This window comes from Nonomuraea sp. NPDC050404, from assembly GCF_040655495.1.
Lineage (GTDB): Bacteria > Actinomycetota > Actinomycetes > Streptosporangiales > Streptosporangiaceae > Nonomuraea.
The window spans coordinates 571,151-587,501 of sequence record NZ_JBFAKB010000003.1 but is presented as its reverse complement, the minus strand read 5'-3'; the positions used below and the strand labels follow the sequence as shown (position 1 = coordinate 587,501).

Sequence of the window (16,351 nt, the reverse complement as noted above, 5' to 3'; positions counted from 1 at the left end):
CGTAAAGGGGCACCATTGGCCCTTTTTTTGAGGTTTTGTCGCTATCGTCGCCAAAGCATGGCTTTGCGCTGAATAAGGACGCGCGACTCGTCCTCATCCAAAGCCTCTGACCGAATGTGGTCGAAGGCCGTCTCGTATCCAGCCACCCTTTCGAGATCATCGACGAAGTCGGCAGTATACAGCTGCTCTAGGTACACAACATCATCAAAAGCCGAAAACTTCAGATGAACAAACGCACCGGTGTTAACCGGGTGAAGTGCGTCCAGAGTGAGGACTTGGACACTCACGTGCGGCTGGAGTGAGAGCTCCAGGAGATGCTCCATCTGCTCACGCATGACCGACGGCTCACCGAAGCGCCGCATCAGCGCCGCCTCGTCGAGCACCATGGTCAGAACACATGGATCATTCCGATGCAGCACGCGCTGCTGCCTGTCGAGGCGGGCCTCGACTCGACTCCTGACGCCACTGTGCGTGATGCGCGCGATGCCACGAGTCGCCAGGATCACTTCCCTGGCATAGTCCTCAGTCTGCAGCAGGCCAGGCACGAGCTGGGGTTCCCAGTTGCGCTGGAATGTCGCCTCGGCCTCGAGCCCGAGGAATTTCGTGTACTCCTCAGGTAGGGCGTCCTCGTAATCCTCCCACCACCCCCGCTGTTCCGCATCCCGGAGGAAGCCGAAGAGCTCGTCAACTTTCTCCCCGTCAACGCGGTAGAGCTTGGCGAGCGCTTTGACGTCGTCGGCGCTGGGCATGGTCTTGGCGGCCTCGATGCGGCTCACCTTGCTCGGCGACCAGCCGAGCTCTCTGGCGGCCTTGGCACCGGTGAGCTTTCTGCGCTCCCGGAGCAGGCGTAGCTCCTGGCCCAGCCGGAGCCTTCGTACTGTTGGACTGCCCTGCTGCGATGGCACCGTCCACTCTCCTTCTCGGGAATGAAGGTGTAGCCGGAACGGACCGTTTGGAACCCGGCTTCTTGGGCCGTTCGCCCAATCTTACACTGCAAGTTGCATGTGTAGTGCCGCACAGCCTTGCCAGAACGCTCTCATGGAGCGACGGTATGGGCAAGGACACAGAGGCTTGTCGTGCAAGTTGCACCGCAAGGCGCGAAGAAATTCAAAACTTCCTTGCTTGACGGCTTGCAGCATCGTCGGCCTAGGGGGACGATCAGATCCTGAGGGGTCATCGAGTGACGAGGAGGCCGGACATGACGACACGGCCCAGCACATCGAGCCTTTCCCCCGCATTCGCGCGCCCGTGCCAGGGCCGCCTCGCCGGCAACGTCGCCGTCCCGGAAACGAAACTCAGCCCCAGGGAGGCCACTTGCCGGAAGGATTTCGTCATCGCCTGAGCCACACCGCGCGACGTCGCTCGTACGAGCATGAAAAAAGCCGGGCCGAGGCTGACCACCAGGTGCCGCATAAGGGCTGCCACCCTGCGGCGAGACCGGTCATCAGCCGTCGGACCGGCAAAGAAGCCACCTTAAATGCCGCGAAAGGGGTCTTCTATGTACTCACAAGGTACCAAGGGGCTCAGCCGAATCAAGTCCTGGATCCAGGACCTGATCGCCTCGGCCGACTACGAGATCTGCGTGGAGCCTGACGAATTCGCCTATCGGATGGGCTGGACCGTGACCAAGACGGGGTTCGGCTCTCGCCGCTACCGGGACCCACGCTTCGACCAGCTCCGTCTACCACGCAAAGTGACCGAGGAGGTGTCCTGACATGTCGAGGAATCCACGTAACCAGATCTACCCGGCCAACGAGGACCTTCCCGGCGCGGGCAGCGGGGGCGTGCTGGTCAGACTCTGGCGCGCCCGCGCCGAGCTGCTCCTGCTCGGCGTGCTGGCGCTGTTCATCCTGACCCTGCTGAGCGCGGCGCAGGAGGGGCGGTGGTGGCCCTTCATCCTGCTGACCAGCGCCATCTCGGTGCCGGCCGCCACCAGGGTCGGCCGCAACTGGGTCACGGCCCACTTCTGGTGCGTGGTCTCCAGGCACCGCCTGCAGCGGGTCTGCCTGGAGACCACCATGCACACCAGGGCAGGCCGCATCCCGCTGGTGCTCTGGATCACGCCGACGGTGTCCGGCGAGAAGGCGCTGATCATGGTCAGGGCCGGCATCAGCGCCGAGGAGTTCGAGGCCTACAGCGAGGAGATCGCGGCGGCCTGCTGGGCTCGCGCCGTGAACGTCTACCGGCACCGCAAGCGTGCCCAGTTCCTGATCGTGGAGATCGTCAGGCGCGAGGAGGCGCCGGGCGCGATCTCTCCGGGGCTGGACCGCCTGTACGGCCGGCGGGCCTGGGTCTCGCTGAGGCCCGATCTTGAGGAGCCGCCTGATCTGCGTACCGAGGTGGCACTGCCCCAGATGGGCTGAGGACCTAGGGAAAACGGGACATTCCCTTGGGGTGCAAGCCCCGGAGGCCGCGGGGGCTCCGGGGCTTGTCCATGCACCCGATTTCCGGGCCTTCCCCATGTACGCGGTCCGCGCGAAGATGAGTTCAGCCGGCGAACTCAGGAGACGTGATGACCTCGACCGTCCACCGGACCTGTCCCCTCTGCGAAGCCGTCTGCGGCCTGACCCTCACCCTCGACGAGGGCGGCCACGTGACCAGCGTGCGCGGCGACAGGGACGACCCGTTCAGCAAGGGGTTCATCTGCCCGAAGGGGGCCAGCCTCGGCCGCCTCGACGAGGACCCCGACCGGCTGCGCAAGCCGCTGATCAGGGAGGGCGACCTCTGGCGCGAGGTCGGCTGGGAGGAGGCGTTCGCCGCCGTCAAGGAGGGGCTCGACCGGATCGCCGACCGCGCCTCCACCGCCGTCTACCTCGGCAACCCCAGCGCCCACACCATGGCGGGCGCCCTGTACGCGGCGCCGCTGATCAAGTCGCTCGGCACCCGCAACGTCTTCTCGGCCAGCACCGCCGACCAGATGCCCAAGCACGTGGCCAGCGGGCTCATGTTCGGCCATCCGCTGAACATCCCGGTGCCCGACCTGGACAGGACCGACTACCTGCTGATGCTGGGCGCCAACCCGCTGGAGTCCAACGGCTCCCTGTGCACCGCGCCCGACTTCCCCGGCAGGCTCAAGGCCCTGCGCGGGCGCGGCGGCCGGCTCGTCGTGGTCGATCCGCGCCGCACGCGCACCGCCGCGCTGGCCGACGAGCACCTGTTCCTGCGCCCGGGTACGGACGCGTACCTGCTGTTCGGCATCGTGCACACCCTGTTCGCCGAGGACCTGGCCAGGCCGAGGCAGGAGGTCAACGGGCTGGCCGAGGTGCGCGAGGCGGCCAAGCACTTCCCGCCGGAGGTCGTGGCCAGGCGTACCGGAGTGCCCGCCGAGACGGTCACGCGGCTGGCCAGGGAGCTGGCCGGGGCGCCCACGGCCGCCGTCTACGCCAGGATCGGCACGTGCACGGCCGAGTTCGGCACGCTGGCCCAGTGGCTGGTCGACGTCCTGAACGTGCTCACCGGCAACCTCGACAGGCCGGGCGGCGCCATGTTCGCCAAGGCCGCCACCGAGTTCGCGGCGCGGCGGCGGCCGTACACGGTGGGGCGGTGGAAGAGCCGGGTCAGGGGCCTGCCGGAGGCGAACGGCGAGTTGCCCGTGGCGACGCTCGCCGACGAGATCGAGACGCCGGGCGAGGGCCAGATCAAGTTCCTGCTCACGGTCGCGGGCAACCCCGTGTTGTCGGCGCCGCACGGCGACCGGCTGGACGCGGCCTTCCGGCGGCTCGACTTCATGGTGAGCGTGGATCCGTACCTGAACGAGACCACCAAGCACGCCAACGTCATCCTGCCCCCGCCCCGGGTGCTGCAGTCGGGGCACTACGACTTCACGCTGCTCGGGTTCGCCGTGCGCAACTACGCGCGTTACTCGCCGCCGCTGCTCCCGCTGGAGGAGCGCCCGTCGGAGTCGCAGATCCTGGCCAGGCTCGCGATGATCGCCTCGGGGCTCGAAGGGGACCTGGACACGTTCGTCATCGACGACCTGCTCACGAAGGCCACGAACACGTCCGGCTCCGGGGTCGAGGGGCGGGACGTGGCGGAGCTGCGCGACCTGCTGGAGGGCGAGACGGGCGGCGAGCGGCGGCTGGACCTCATGTTGCGGCTCGGCCCGTACGGCGAGTGGGCCGGCAAGGGCGACATGTCGCTGCGCAAGCTGCTGGACAACCCGCACGGCCTGGACCTCGGCGCCCTGGAGCCCCGGCTGGACGAGGTGCTCAAGACGGCCTCGGGACTGATCGAGCTGGCTCCGCCAGAACTCATCGAGGACGTGGAGCGGCTGCGCGGCAAGCTGGAGGAGGAGCCGCCGGAGATCGTTCTCATCGGAAGGCGCCATCTGCGCTCCAACAACAGCTGGATGCACAACGTGGGCCCGCTGGTCGGCGGCAGCAACACGTGCACGCTGCAGATCCACCCGGCCGACGTGGCCCGGCTCGGACTGGACGGGGAGGCGGTGGTGCGCTCGGCGAAAGGCCAGCTCACGGTGCCGATCGAGGCCACCGACACGATCATGCCCGGGGTCGTCAGCCTGCCGCACGGGTGGGGTCACGCGGGCAGCGCGCAGGGCGTGGCGGCCGAGCACGCGGGCGTCAGCGCCAACACGCTCACCGACGAGAGCACGATCGATATTCCAAGTGGTAACGCAGTGTTCAACGGAGTTCCGGTCACGATTTCACCAACCGGGGTGATCACCGCACAATAGGGTGTCGCGCGTGACTATCGCGCCAGAAGAGGACCGCCTGAACGCCCAGATCGCCTTCGCCATCGAGATCGACAAGTTGAAGCGGATCATCCGCCGCAACCATCTCATCGACGGTTCGCGACGGGAGAACACCGCCGAGCACTCCTGGTACGTGGGCACCCTGGCCATGGTCCTCGGAGAGCATGCCCCACCCGGAACGGACCTGCAGCGGGTGGTGGCCATGTTGTTGGTGCACGACCTGGTAGAGATCGACGCGGGTGACACCTTCATCTACGACCAGGTGGCGGTCAGTGCCCAGGCCGAGGCAGAGCGGGCCGCCGCCGACCGCATCTTCGGCCTGCTGCCCGCCGAGCAGGGGGCCTGGATGCGGGAGTTGTGGGACGAGTTCGAGTTCAGGAAGACGCCGGAGGCGAGGTTCGCCAAGGCGCTCGACCGTTTCGCCCCGATCCTGGCCAACCATCACACCGAGGGCGGCACGTGGCCGCTGTTCAAGGTGACGGCCGCACAGGTCAGGGAGAAGGTGGCGATCATCCAGGAGGGCTCGCCCTCGCTGGGCGCGTACGCCCTGGAGCTGGTCGAACTGTCCGTGGCCAGGGGGCACCTGTCCGAGTGATCCCCACATGCCCGGGGTAGGGGACTTGTCGTGAAAGAGACAGTACGAGCGAGACGTCGGCAGTTGCGGGGTTTCGCCGGGCCGGTTGCCATCGCCGATCGGCTCGAAAAGTCGAAGGCCATGGACAAACCGATCAGAGGGCTGGCCAAGCTCGTACGCCGGCGGCTACGCCAGGGCCGCCTGCGTGACCTGCTGCACGGCGTGCCGCTCGGTGAGCCGGTGCATCCGCCGCTGGCCACCGTCAGCCTGGGCTGCTGGATCTCCACGGCCGTTCTTGACCTGGCGGGCGCCGACCCGCGGGCCGCTCGCCTGCTGCTGGCCACGGGCCTGGTCAACGCGCTGCCCACGGCGGCTGCCGGGCTGACCGACTGGTCCTCGTTGCACCGCGAGCAGCAGCGGGTGGGCTTCGTCCACATGGGGGCGAACCTGGCCGCGCTCGGCCTGCTGTCGGCCTCCCTGGTGGCCCGCCTGCGCGGGCGGGAGCGGCCGGGCAAGTTGTTGTCGTTCACCGGCCTGGCCGTCGGCGGGCTCGGCGCCTATCTCGGCGGCCACCTGGCCTACCGGCAGGCGGCGGGCGCGAACCACGCGCCCCAGGTGACGCACCTGGTGCCGCTGGGCTGGCACGACCTGTGCCCGATCAAGGACCTGCCCGACGGGCGTCCGGTGGCCAGGCGGCTGGGCTACATCCAGCTCTTCGTGCTGCGCCAGGGCGACGGCGTGACCGTGCTGGCCGACCGGTGCCCGCACCTGGCGGGCCCGCTGCACCAGGGCAGGCTCGTCATGGAGGACGGCGAGGCGTGCGTGGTGTGCCCGTGGCACAGCAGCACGTTCCGGCTGACCGACGGATCGGTCAAACACGGGCCCGCGACCGCGCCCGCGCCGGTGTTCGAGACGCGGATCAGGCGCGACGGCACGATCCAGGTACGACCCGGCCTGACCTGAAGCTTGGTCCAGGTCAAGGCGCGACGGCACGATCCAGGTCTGGCCCGGCCTGATCTGAAGCTTGGTCGAGGTCAAGGCGGGACGGCACGATCCAGGTACGGCCCGGCTTGACCTGAAGCTTGGTTGAGGTCCTACGGTCGTCGGCATGGGAAAGATTCTTGTTACCGGTGCGACCGGAAATGTCGGCAGCCATGTGGCGTCCCAGCTCGCGCGGGCCGGGCTGGAGGTGCGGGCGTTCGCCAGGAAACCCGAGAAGGTCCAGGCGGGCGTGGAGGTCGTGCAGGGCGACCTGACCGTCCCCGAGACGCTGGAGCCGGCGCTGAAGGACGTGGAGAGCGTCTTCCTGCTCTGGCCGGGCATGTCCACGGGCAACGCCGGCGAGGTGGTCTCGGCCATCGCCAGGCACGCGCGCCGGGTGGTCTACCTGTCGGCGTACGTGCCGGGCAGCGAGGACGCCGCCACCCACTACGGGGACATCGAGCACTTCATCAGGACCTCCGGGCTCGGCTGGACCTTCCTGCGGCCGGGCGGGTTCTCGGCCAACACCCTGGGCTGGGCGGAGCAGATCAAGCGGGACGGCGTGGTGCGCTGGCCGTACGGGCAGGCGTCCAGGGCGCTGATCCACGAGAAGGACATCGCGGCGGTGGCCGTGCACGCGCTCACCTCGGCCGGGCACAACGGGGCCTCCTACGACCTCACGGGCCCGGCGGAGCTGACCCAGGCCGAGCAGGTCCGGGCGATCGGCGAGGCGATCGGGCGCGAGGTGCGCTGGGAGGAGCAGCCGGTCGAGGAGGCCCGTGAGCGGCTCCTGGCGGCCTGGGGGGAGCCGGAGTTCGTACAGAGCGCGCTGAAGGCGTGGGAGAGCTTCGTGACCCATCCCGAGAAGGCGACGGACACCGTGGAGCGGCTGCTCGGCCGCCCCGCGCTGTCCTTCCGCCAGTGGGCCGAGGACCACGCGGCGGACTTCCGCTAGACGTTATGCGGGCTGGGCCTCGTCGGCGGGGTGCTCGACGAGGGCGAGGATGCGGCTGGACATGAACCTGGCGGTGCGCACCGGCGTGCCACTGCGCGTGACCTCGCTCACCTCGACGAGCCCCCGCCGGTTGGCCACCTCGACCCGGCGGCCCGCGCGGGTGGCGACGATCTCGTAGGTGCGCGGCGATGACCCTCCCGCATCGATGACGATTTCGACCCGGTCACCTTTCATGCCAGGGTTATACCCGCGATTGACTATCCGTACACCAGTACGATAATCGCGGCTATCCCCACCACCACGATGACCCCGCGCAGGAGCGGGGCGGGGATGCGCCGCCCCAGCCTGGCCCCGAGGAATCCGCCGACGATCGCGCCGAGCGCGACGCCGCTCGCGGCCTGCCAGTCCACGTCGGCCGCCACGATGAAGAAGGCCGCCGCGACGCCGTTGACGATCAGTGCCAGCACGTTCTTGGCCGCGTTGACCCGTTGCAGGCCGTCGTCCAGGAAGATGCCGAGCAACCCGATCAGCAGCACGCCCTGGGCGGCGCCGAAGTAGCCGCCGTAGACGCCCGAGCCCAGCACCCCCAGCCACAGCGCCACGCCGCCGTGCGGGTGCGCCTCCTCGCGCCGCGCGGCCACCCACGCGTTCAGCCTGGGCTGCGTGAGCACCAGTACGCAGGCCAGCGCGATCAGCGCCACGACCACGAACTCGAACACGTCGGGATCCAGGAACAGCAGCAGGATCCCGCCGATCAGCGCGCCCAGCGCCGAGGCCGCGCCCAGGCGCAGCAGGCGGTCACGCTGGCCCTGGAGCTCGGTGCGGTAGCCGTAGGCCGCGGTGAGGGAGCCGGGCACCAGGCCGACCGTGTTGGAGACGTTGGCCGTGACGGGATCCACGCCCAGCGCCACCAGCGTGGGGAAAGTGATCAGGGACCCGGAGCCGACCACCGCGTTGATGGCGCCCGCCACCACGCCGACGGCGCACAACACCGCCAGTTCCCACCCGGTCAAGAAGCCCTCCTGCTGCCGCCGCGCGAATAACCCGGTCAAGGGCCGCGGCGGGCGGGGTTCTCACCGGTCGTCCTGCTGCCCCTTGGGGGGAGTGAACAGGCCGCCCAGGCTCTCCAGGACCTTGCCCATCTCAGAGGGGACGATCCAAATCTTATTGGCGTCGCCTTTGGCGATCTCCGGCAGGGTCTGCAGGTAGTGGTAGGCCAGCAGGTTCTGGTCGGGATTGTTCTCGTGGATGGCCTTGAACACCATGCCGATCGCGTCCGCCTGCCCCTTGGCGCGCATCGCCTGGGCCTCGGCCTCCGCCTGCGCGCGCAGCACGGCCGCCTCCGCGTCGCCGCGCGCCCGCAACACCGACGCCTGCTTCTCGCCCTCCGCGGCCAGTATGGCGGCCTGCCGCTGCCCCTCCGCCATCAGCACGGCCGCGCGCTTGTCGCGGTCGGCGCGCATCTGCTTCTCCATCGAATCCTGTATGGAGACGGGCGGGTCGATGGCCTTCAGCTCGACCCTGTTGACGCGGATGCCCCACTTGCCGGTGGCCTCGTCCAGGACGCCGCGCAGGGCGGTGTTGATGTCCTCGCGGGAGGTCAGCGTGCGCTCCAGGTCCATGCCGCCGACCACGTTGCGCAGCGTGGTGACGGTGAGCTGCTCGACGCCGATCAGGAAGTTCGCGATCTCGTACGTGGCCGCCTGCGGATTGGTGACCTGGAAGTAGATGACGGTGTCGATCGACACCACCAGGTTGTCGGAGGTGATCACCGGCTGCGGCGGGAACGACACCACCTGTTCGCGCAGGTCGATCATGTCCTTGACGCGGTCGATGAAGGGCACCACCAGGTTCAGCCCCGGTGTCAGCGTGCGATGGTAGCGCCCGAGCCGCTCGATGATGGCGGCCGTGGCCTGGGGAATGATGCGAATCGTGCGCGCCACCCCGAAGCCCACCGCCGCGACGAGGACGATGGCGACGATGAGCTGCTCGACGGACATGACGACGCTCCGAAGCCGAAGGTACCGACTTCGTAGATCCTATTCGGTTTCAGGTTTGGGCGGCTTTTATAGGCATAAAAGCCGAACTAATGGGCACGCGCGTACCAGCGGCCCTGCGCGCCACGCTCAAGTGTGAGGGGCACCCCGAACGTCTGCGACAGGTTGTCCGAGGTCATGACGTGCTCCAGCGGCCCCTGGTCCACCACCGAGCCGTGCCGCAGCAGCAGCCCGTGCGTGAACCCGGTGGGCACCTCCTCCACGTGGTGCGTCACCAGCACCATCGTCGGCGAGCGGTAGTCGCCGGCCAGCACCGACAGGCGGCGTACCAGATCCTCCCTGCCGCCCAGGTCGAGCCCGGCCGCCGGCTCGTCGAGCAGCAGGATCTCCGGGTCGGGCATGAGCGAGCGGGCGATCTGCACGCGCTTGCGCTCACCCTCCGACAACGTGCCGAAGCGCCGCCTGATCAAATGGGCCGCGCCCATCATGTCGATCAGCTCGACGGCCCTGGTCACGTCGTTGGAGTCGTACTCCTCCGTCCAGCGGCCCATGATCCCGTACGAGGCCGTCAGCACCAGGTCGATGACCTTCTCCTCCGGCGGGATGCGCTCGGCCAGCGCGGCGCTCGCCAGCCCGATCCTGGGCCGCAGGTCGAACACGTCCGCCTGCCCCAGCCGCTCTCCCAGCACCTCGACCAGGCCCTCACTCGGATACAACAACGTGGCCGCGACCTGCAGCAACGTGGTCTTGCCCGCACCGTTCGGCCCGATGACGACCCACCGCTCGTCCTCGTTGACCGTCCAGTCGATGCCGCGCAGCAGGGCCGCTCCGTCGCGCCTGACGGCGACGTCCTGGAGCCGCAGCACCTGACCACCCATCCCCGAACCTCCCTTTGGAGTCACCCTCGGGACAAACCTATTGCAGGGCGAGCGCTTATCGTGGATCGGTGCGCCCTCAATCGACTGTCTGTCCATCCCTGGTCGCCTGGGGCAACGCGTGGCTGGCCGGTCACGTGGGCCTCGACGAGGCGGCTGACCACGTGGAAGCCACCGCCGGGCCCGCCGTCGCGGGCGATGTCCCCCTACGTAAATACCTCGCAAACCTGCGCTCCGACGGACTGCGCGAGTTGCGGCTGGCACTGCCCGCGCCCGGCGATCCGCTGGGGTTGTCGGGGCCGCCGCCGTTCAACTCGGCCGCGGTGGACGCCGGCCAGGCCGTGATCGTGGTGCTCGCCGACCGCAACCTCGGCCTGGTGCCCCAGCCTGACCGTCGTGGTTCCTCCTACGTCGGGGTGCTGCTCGAAGTGCACGACGCGGGGCCCGTACGCCATGACCTGCCCTCCTTGGCGGAGGCCGAGCGGGAGTTGTCCGGCGCGATGCGCTCGGCCACCGAGGCGCTGGCGTCCGTGGCAGGTCCCGCACAGAACCGTCCCGATCGGGAGGTGTCGGGCGGAGAGCTCGCGCCGGGCTATCCCGGCCGCGCGCACCGGGTCTCCACGCTGGCCACGCGGCTGGCCGGAGTGCTGCACCTGGCCGACGACCGGGGGCTGACCGCGGGCCAGGTCGCGGTGCGCGGCGCAGCCCTGCGCGAGCTGGACCACGCGGTACGCCGTGCGCTCGTGGCGGCCCACCACGCGATCTTCGAGCCGGCCAGGAACTAGGCCAGGCCGTGACGTACCGCGTACAGCGCGGCCTGTGTGCGGTCCTGCACTCCCAGCTTCATCAGCACGTTGGAGACGTGGGTCTTGACCGTCTTCTCCGCCACCGCCAGGCTCCTGGCGATCTCCCTGTTGGAGCGGCCGGCCGCGATGAGCGCCAGCACCTCGCGCTCCCGCTCGGTCAGCGGCACGGGCATGGGCGCGGCGCCGTTGGACGGGGAGGCCAGCATCGCCTCGGCCGCCTCGGGGGCCAGCAGCACCTGGCCGCCGTGCACGGCGCGGACGGCCTGGACGAGCGCGAGCGGATCGACGTCCTTGTACAGGAACCCGGCGGCGCCCGCCCGCATCGCCGGGCCCACGTCCGAGGGGTCGCTCACCGAGGTCAGCACCACGATCCTGGTGGTGACGCCGGTGAGCCGCTCCAGCGTGCCGAGGCCGTCCAGCACCGGCATCTTCAGGTCCAGCAACAACACGTCGGGCCGCAGCTCACCGACCAGTTCGACGGCCTGCTCGCCGTCGCCCGCCTCGCCGACGACCGTGATGTCGTCCTGGAGGTCGAGGAACGTACGCAGCCCCTGCCGGACGACCGGATGATCGTCGGCGATCAGCACCCGGATCACACGCCCACCTCCACGCACACGGTGCTCCCCCGGCCGGGCACCGACTCCACTGTCAGGACGCCCCCGACGGACTCGGCCCTGTCGCGCATCGACATCAGCCCGAGCCCGCGCGAGTCCGCCTGCTCGAACCCGTCGCCGTCGTCGCGCACGCACAACCCGACCTTGCCGTCCTCGTAGGCCAGGCGCACGGAGACCGTCCGCGCGCCGGCGTGCCGCAGCGCGTTGTGCAGCGCCTCCTGGGCCACCCTCAGCATCGCCACCTCGACCGCGGGGTCGAGTGGCGGCAGATCGCCGCACTCGAACGCGACCACGGGCGGGTGCAGCCGGTCCAGCAGGCGTACGTGTTTGCGCAGCGTCTCCGACAACCCGTGCCGGTCGAGCTCGGCCGGGCGCAGCTCGACGATCACCGCCCGAAGCTCCGACAGCGCCTCGCCGGCCAGCCGCTGGACGCGTTCGAGCTCGGCGGCGGCCTTGTCGGGGGCCTTGTCCAGCAGCGTGCCGGCGGCCTGGGCGGAGAGCCTGAGCGAGAACAGCTTCTGGGTGACCGCGTCGTGCAACTCCCTGGCCATCCGGTTGCGCTCCTCCAGCATCGCCAGCTCGCGCCCGTGCTCGTAGAGCCTGGCGTTGGTCAGCGCGATCGCGGCGTGCGCGGCGAACAGCGTGAGCAGTTCCTGGTCCTCCCGGGTGAAGCCGCCGCCGGTGCGCTTGTTGGCCAGGAAGATGATGCCGAGCACCTGCTCGCCGTCGCGGATCGGCACCCCGAGGAAGTCCTTCATCACCGGGTGCGCCTTCGGCCACCACTCGAACCTGTCGTCCTTGCGCAGGTCGGGCAGCCTGACCGGGGTCCCCTCACGCAACATCGCGCCGAGCATGCCGTGCTGCCTGGGCAGCGGGCCGATCGCGTCCCACTGCTTGTCGGTCAGGCCCTCGGCGACGAACTCGGCGAACGAGCCGTCCTCGTCGGGCACGCCCAGGGCGGCGTAGCGGGCGTCGAGGAGGCGCTGCGCCGAGCGTACGATGACCTGCAGCACCTCGCGGACCGACAGGTGGCGGGTGACCGCGAGCACCGCGGAGCTCACCGCCTGCAGGATCTCGTCTCGGTCGGAGGTCACGGCCCCACTCTAGAGCCCGGCGACCTGGGGTTCGCCGGTCCTAGGACGATATGCCCAGGCGGGGGCGGGCCCTGCGGCCGATGTGCGGCGCGGGGCGCGTACCTAGCGTCGGTGACATGACGAACACCGCAATCATCACCGGCGCCTCACGCGGACTCGGCCTGGCTCTGGCCAGGGCGCTGGCGGGCGCGGGCTGGAAACTCGTGCTCACCGCCCGTGGGGCGGAGGAACTGGGACGGATCGCCGACGAGCTCGGGGCGACGGCGGTCCCCGGCGACGTGAGCGACCCCGCGCACGTACGGCGGCTGGCCGCCGCGGCGCCCGAGCTGGACCTGCTGGTCAACAACGCCAGCGACCTGGGCGCGACGCCGCTGCCGCCGCTGGGCGACTACCCGCTGGACACCTTCCGCGCGCTGCTGGAGACGAACGTGACCGCGCCGCTCGCCCTCGTCCAGGCCACGCTGCCCGCGCTGCGTGCCGCCCGCGGCTCGATCGTGAACATCACCTCCGACGCCGCCACCGGCGCGTACGAGGGCTGGGGCGGCTACGGGGCCACCAAGGCCGCGCTCGAACAACTCTCCAACGTGTTGTCCGCCGAGGAGCGCGACCTGCGCGTGTGGTGGGTCGATCCCGGCGAGATGAACACCCGGATGCTCGCCGACGCGGTGGGCGCGGAGGAGGCCGCCGGCGCCGCGGATCCCGCCAAGGTGGCGGCGGCACTGTACGACCTCCTCGCCTCCCGGCCCGCGAGCGGGAAGGTGAGCCTGCAATGACCACCGTCGCACTGGACTTCACGCTGCCGCCGGGACTGTCGGCGCAGGAGCCGCCGGAGGCCAGGGGCATGGCCAGGGACGCGGTACGCCTGATGCTCTCGCGTGGCGAGGAGGAGCCGAGCCATCACCACTTCAAGGACCTGCCGGGGCTGCTGGACCCGGGCGACCTGATCGTGGTGAACAACTCGGCGACCCTGCCCGCGGCCGTCCGGCTGGACCGCCTGGCCGTGCACTTCTCGACCGCCAGGCAGGACGGCACGTGGCTGGTCGAGCTGCGCCGCCGTACCGCCAAGGCGTCCGAGCCCTACGGCGGTGGCGAGCCGGGCGAGTGGCTGCCCATGCCGGGACGGGCCACGCTGCGGCTGATCGAGCGCGAGACGCCGCGGTTGTGGCGGGCCGAGCTGGACCGGGAGGTGGAGGCGTACCTGCGGGTGCACGGGGTGCCGATCCGCTACTCGTACGTGACGCGGGACTGGCCGATCGAGACCTACCAGACCGTGTTCGCGACCGTGCCGGGCAGCGCGGAGATGCCGAGCGCGGCGCGGCCGTTCACCGCGGACCTGGTGACGGAGCTGGTGGCGCGCGGGATCGGGATCGCGCCGATCACGCTGCACACGGGGGTCGCCTCGCCGGAGAAGGACGAGCCGCCCTACGCCGAACGGTACGAGGTGCCGGCCGCCACCGCGGACCTGGTGAACCTGACCAGGCGCAACGGCGGCCGGGTGGTGGCGGCGGGGACCACCGTCGTGCGGGCCCTGGAGACGGCGGTGGACGCCGGCGGGCAGGTGACGGCCTCGCGGGGCTGGACGAGGCACATCGTGACGCCTCAGGTCGGTGTGCGGGCCGTGACCGGGTTGATCACCGGAATGCACGAGCCGCGCTCCAGTCATCTGCTCATGCTGACCGCGATCGCGGGCGAAACCGCCTTGTCGCGGGCTTACGAGGAGGCGTTGCGTAAGGGATATCTGTGGCACGAGTTCGGCGACACGCACTTGATACTCAAGTAATAGTCTTTACTTAGATTTTAGTTTCGTGATAGGAACAGCGGGCATTTACGGGGGCTTTGTGCTGTGACGCCCCCGTGTCCTCTTTCCTGACTCGGAGAAGTCGAATGTCTAACTCCCTGCCCAAGGTCGCGTCACTGGCCTTACTGGCCGGCGCTCTGCTCCTTCCCGCCATTCCGGCCTCGGCCGCGACGGCGACCACCGCCGCCGTCAAGGCCGACGAGCCCTTCTCCACCTTCGACGTGACGGTGAAGGCACCGAAGAAGGTCAAGGCCGGCGCAAAGATCACGTACACGATTTACGCCACCAACAAGGGCCCGCACTACGCCGACGCCTGGTTCATCGGCGGCGAGTTCCCGAAGGGCGTCGACCTGAAGCGGATCCGCTTCGGCACCACCGTCAAGGGCACCGAGTGCGCCCTTGACGGCCGCGCCTTCTTCTGCCTCGCCCCCAAGGTCGTCGAGAAGGGCGAGTCCGTCGCCATGGCCTTCACCACGAAGGTCGACAAGAAGGCGAAGGGCACCCTGACGGCCAAGCTCGGCGTCGTCGCCTACAGCGCTGACCAGGGCTTTGAGAACATGAGCAAGGAAGAGCTGGACCGGCTCGGCGTGCCCGTGCACGGCTTCGTGAAGACGGCCAAGACCAAGGTCGTCCGCTAGTCCCGAACGACTGCGCCCGTGCCCGAATGGCCTACCTGCTTCACGAGCATCGGTCCGGGCGCAGTACCGTGGGCGGATGTGGACCAGCGCACCCTCCTGATCACACTGACCGGCCCCGACCGTCCGGGCGTCACTTCGCGTCTCTTCTCCGTCCTGTCCCGCTTTCCCGTGACGGTTGCGGACATCGAGCAGGTCGTCATCCGAGGCCGGCTCACTCTCGGCGTGCTCGTCGCGTACGCGGGCGGTCCCCCGACCGGCACCGGCACCACGCTCGGCGCCATGTGGACCGCCGTCGAGAGCGTGGCCGAGGACCTCGGCATGGAGGTGGAGCTCTCCACCGGATCGCAGGCCAAGGAGGCGCGCCGCCGCGGCCGCCTGTCCGTCAGCGTGCTCGGCTCCAAGCTTGAGCCGGCCGCCATCGCGGGCATCGCCGGCCGCATCGCCGCCGCCGGCGCGAACATCGACCGCATCGAACGCCTCGCCCAGTCACCCGTCACCTGCATCGAGCTGTCCGTGTCCGGTGCCGACCCCGACGCGCTGCGCGTGGAGTTGGCCGCCGAGGCCGCCGCCCAAAAGGTGGACGTGGCCGTGCAGCGCACCGGCCTGTCCCGCCGGGCCAAGCGGCTGATCGTCATGGACGTCGACTCCACCCTCATCAAGGGCGAGGTCATCGAGCTGCTCGCGGCCCACGCCGGCTGCCTGGAGGAGGTCGCCCGGGTCACCGAGGAGGCCATGCGCGGCGAGCTGGACTTCGCCGAGTCGCTCAAGCGCCGGGTGGCCCTGCTCGAAGGGCAGTCCGCCGAGGTGATCGAGCGGGTGCGCAAGGAGGTCGTGCTCACGCCCGGCGCCCGTACGCTGGTGCGCACGCTCAAGCGGCTCGACTACCGCTTCGCCATCGTCAGCGGCGGCTTCACCCAGATCACCGACACTCTGGTGGAGGAGCTCGGCATCGACTACTCCGCCGCCAACACGCTCGAAGTGAACGACGGCCGGCTCACCGGGCGCGTCGTCGGCGAGATCGTCGACCGGCCGGGCAAGGCGCGGGCGCTGGAGCGGTTCGCGCGCGCTGCCCACCTGCCGATCTCCCAGACCGTGGCGATCGGCGACGGGGCCAACGACCTGGACATGATCGCGGCGGCCGGGCTGGGGATCGCGTTCAACGCCAAGCCCGTGGTGCGGCAGGCGGCGGACACGGCGGTGAACACGCCGTACCTCGACTCGATCCTCTACCTGCTGGGGATCTCGCGGGACGAGGTGGAGGCGGCCGACGCCGAGGACGGCGTGCTGGCTCCCCAGTGAGTTTGGGGT

19 protein-coding genes are annotated in these 16,351 nt (G+C 69.7%); 11 read left to right on the top strand and 8 right to left on the bottom strand.

Features of this window, described 5'->3' with window-relative positions; genetic code table 11:
- Positions 1-41: 41 nt before the first annotated feature.
- Complete coding sequence (locus AB0I81_RS11225; protein ID WP_360653689.1) at positions 42-905, bottom strand: helix-turn-helix transcriptional regulator; 864 nt, start codon at positions 903-905, stop codon at positions 42-44.
- A 268-nt stretch (positions 906-1,173) separates the two neighbouring features.
- Positions 1,174-1,413, bottom strand: a complete 240-nt coding sequence (locus AB0I81_RS11220) for a hypothetical protein (RefSeq protein WP_360653687.1) — start codon at positions 1,411-1,413, stop codon at positions 1,174-1,176.
- Positions 1,414-1,498: 85 nt separating this feature from the next.
- Here AB0I81_RS11220 and AB0I81_RS11215 point away from each other — a divergent pair, with 85 nt between their 5' ends.
- From AB0I81_RS11215 to AB0I81_RS11190, 6 genes are all read left to right on the top strand, one after another.
- Positions 1,499-1,714, top strand: coding sequence for a hypothetical protein (locus AB0I81_RS11215; protein WP_360653685.1), 216 nt, complete (start codon positions 1,499-1,501; stop codon positions 1,712-1,714).
- A 1-nt stretch (position 1,715) separates the two neighbouring features.
- Complete coding sequence (locus tag AB0I81_RS11210) at positions 1,716-2,363, top strand: hypothetical protein (RefSeq protein WP_360653682.1); 648 nt, start codon at positions 1,716-1,718, stop codon at positions 2,361-2,363.
- Positions 2,364-2,512: 149 nt separating this feature from the next.
- The gene (locus AB0I81_RS11205) at positions 2,513-4,693 is read left to right on the top strand and encodes a molybdopterin-dependent oxidoreductase (protein ID WP_360653679.1); all 2,181 of its coding nucleotides are present in this window, start codon (positions 2,513-2,515) and stop codon (positions 4,691-4,693) included.
- Position 4,694: 1 nt separating this feature from the next.
- Positions 4,695-5,306: an HD domain-containing protein gene (locus tag AB0I81_RS11200; protein WP_360653676.1), complete on the top strand. Its 612-nt coding sequence runs from the start codon at positions 4,695-4,697 to the stop codon at positions 5,304-5,306.
- 120 nt (positions 5,307-5,426) lie between these two features.
- Positions 5,427-6,248 carry a Rieske 2Fe-2S domain-containing protein gene (locus tag AB0I81_RS11195; RefSeq protein ID WP_360653673.1) on the top strand — a complete coding sequence of 274 codons (822 nt, stop codon included), beginning with the start codon at positions 5,427-5,429 and terminating at the stop codon, positions 6,246-6,248.
- A 145-nt stretch (positions 6,249-6,393) separates the two neighbouring features.
- A complete protein-coding gene (locus tag AB0I81_RS11190; RefSeq protein WP_360653670.1) occupies positions 6,394-7,221 on the top strand; it encodes an NAD(P)H-binding protein in 828 nt (275 codons plus the stop codon).
- Positions 7,222-7,224: 3 nt separating this feature from the next.
- Here the strand turns inward: AB0I81_RS11190 and AB0I81_RS11185 are convergent, their stop codons facing one another.
- The 4 genes from AB0I81_RS11185 to AB0I81_RS11170 form a co-directional block, all read right to left on the bottom strand.
- Entirely contained in the window at positions 7,225-7,455 is a 231-nt protein-coding gene (locus AB0I81_RS11185; RefSeq protein WP_360653667.1) for a hypothetical protein, read from the bottom strand.
- A gap of 23 nt (positions 7,456-7,478) precedes the next feature.
- Positions 7,479-8,234 (bottom strand): sulfite exporter TauE/SafE family protein, encoded by a 756-nt coding sequence (locus AB0I81_RS11180; protein ID WP_360653664.1) that lies wholly within the window; start codon positions 8,232-8,234, stop codon positions 7,479-7,481.
- 60 nt (positions 8,235-8,294) lie between these two features.
- Positions 8,295-9,221, bottom strand: coding sequence for an SPFH domain-containing protein (locus AB0I81_RS11175; RefSeq protein ID WP_360653661.1), 927 nt, complete (start codon positions 9,219-9,221; stop codon positions 8,295-8,297).
- An 86-nt stretch (positions 9,222-9,307) separates the two neighbouring features.
- Positions 9,308-10,096, bottom strand: coding sequence for an ABC transporter ATP-binding protein (locus AB0I81_RS11170; RefSeq protein WP_360653658.1), 789 nt, complete (start codon positions 10,094-10,096; stop codon positions 9,308-9,310).
- A gap of 68 nt (positions 10,097-10,164) precedes the next feature.
- Between AB0I81_RS11170 and AB0I81_RS11165 the strand changes: the two genes are divergently transcribed.
- Positions 10,165-10,878 (top strand): hypothetical protein, encoded by a 714-nt coding sequence (locus AB0I81_RS11165; protein WP_360653655.1) that lies wholly within the window; start codon positions 10,165-10,167, stop codon positions 10,876-10,878.
- Here the strand turns inward: AB0I81_RS11165 and AB0I81_RS11160 are convergent.
- Both AB0I81_RS11160 and AB0I81_RS11155 read right to left on the bottom strand, forming a co-directional pair.
- A complete protein-coding gene (locus AB0I81_RS11160; RefSeq protein ID WP_360653652.1) occupies positions 10,875-11,495 on the bottom strand; it encodes a response regulator transcription factor in 621 nt (206 codons plus the stop codon). The two genes, AB0I81_RS11165 and AB0I81_RS11160, sit on opposite strands and share 4 nt — an antisense overlap.
- Positions 11,492-12,607 carry a GAF domain-containing sensor histidine kinase gene (locus AB0I81_RS11155; RefSeq protein ID WP_360653649.1) on the bottom strand — a complete coding sequence of 372 codons (1,116 nt, stop codon included), beginning with the start codon at positions 12,605-12,607 and terminating at the stop codon, positions 11,492-11,494. The genes AB0I81_RS11160 and AB0I81_RS11155 overlap by 4 nt, the downstream gene beginning before the upstream one ends.
- 116 nt (positions 12,608-12,723) lie before the next feature.
- On the opposite strand from AB0I81_RS11155, the gene AB0I81_RS11150 reads away from it, so the two are divergent.
- The 4 genes from AB0I81_RS11150 to serB all read left to right on the top strand — a co-directional run bounded on the left by AB0I81_RS11150 (position 12,724) and on the right by serB (position 16,342).
- The gene (locus AB0I81_RS11150) at positions 12,724-13,380 is read left to right on the top strand and encodes an SDR family oxidoreductase (RefSeq protein ID WP_360653646.1); all 657 of its coding nucleotides are present in this window, start codon (positions 12,724-12,726) and stop codon (positions 13,378-13,380) included.
- The gene (locus tag AB0I81_RS11145; RefSeq protein ID WP_360653643.1) at positions 13,377-14,387 is read left to right on the top strand and encodes an S-adenosylmethionine:tRNA ribosyltransferase-isomerase; all 1,011 of its coding nucleotides are present in this window, start codon (positions 13,377-13,379) and stop codon (positions 14,385-14,387) included. The genes AB0I81_RS11150 and AB0I81_RS11145 overlap by 4 nt, the downstream gene beginning before the upstream one ends.
- Positions 14,388-14,491: 104 nt before the next feature.
- Complete coding sequence (locus AB0I81_RS11140) at positions 14,492-15,043, top strand: hypothetical protein (RefSeq protein WP_360653640.1); 552 nt, start codon at positions 14,492-14,494, stop codon at positions 15,041-15,043.
- A 78-nt stretch (positions 15,044-15,121) separates the two neighbouring features.
- The gene (gene serB / locus AB0I81_RS11135; RefSeq protein ID WP_360653637.1) at positions 15,122-16,342 is read left to right on the top strand and encodes a phosphoserine phosphatase SerB; all 1,221 of its coding nucleotides are present in this window, start codon (positions 15,122-15,124) and stop codon (positions 16,340-16,342) included.
- Positions 16,343-16,351: the final 9 nt, after the last annotated feature.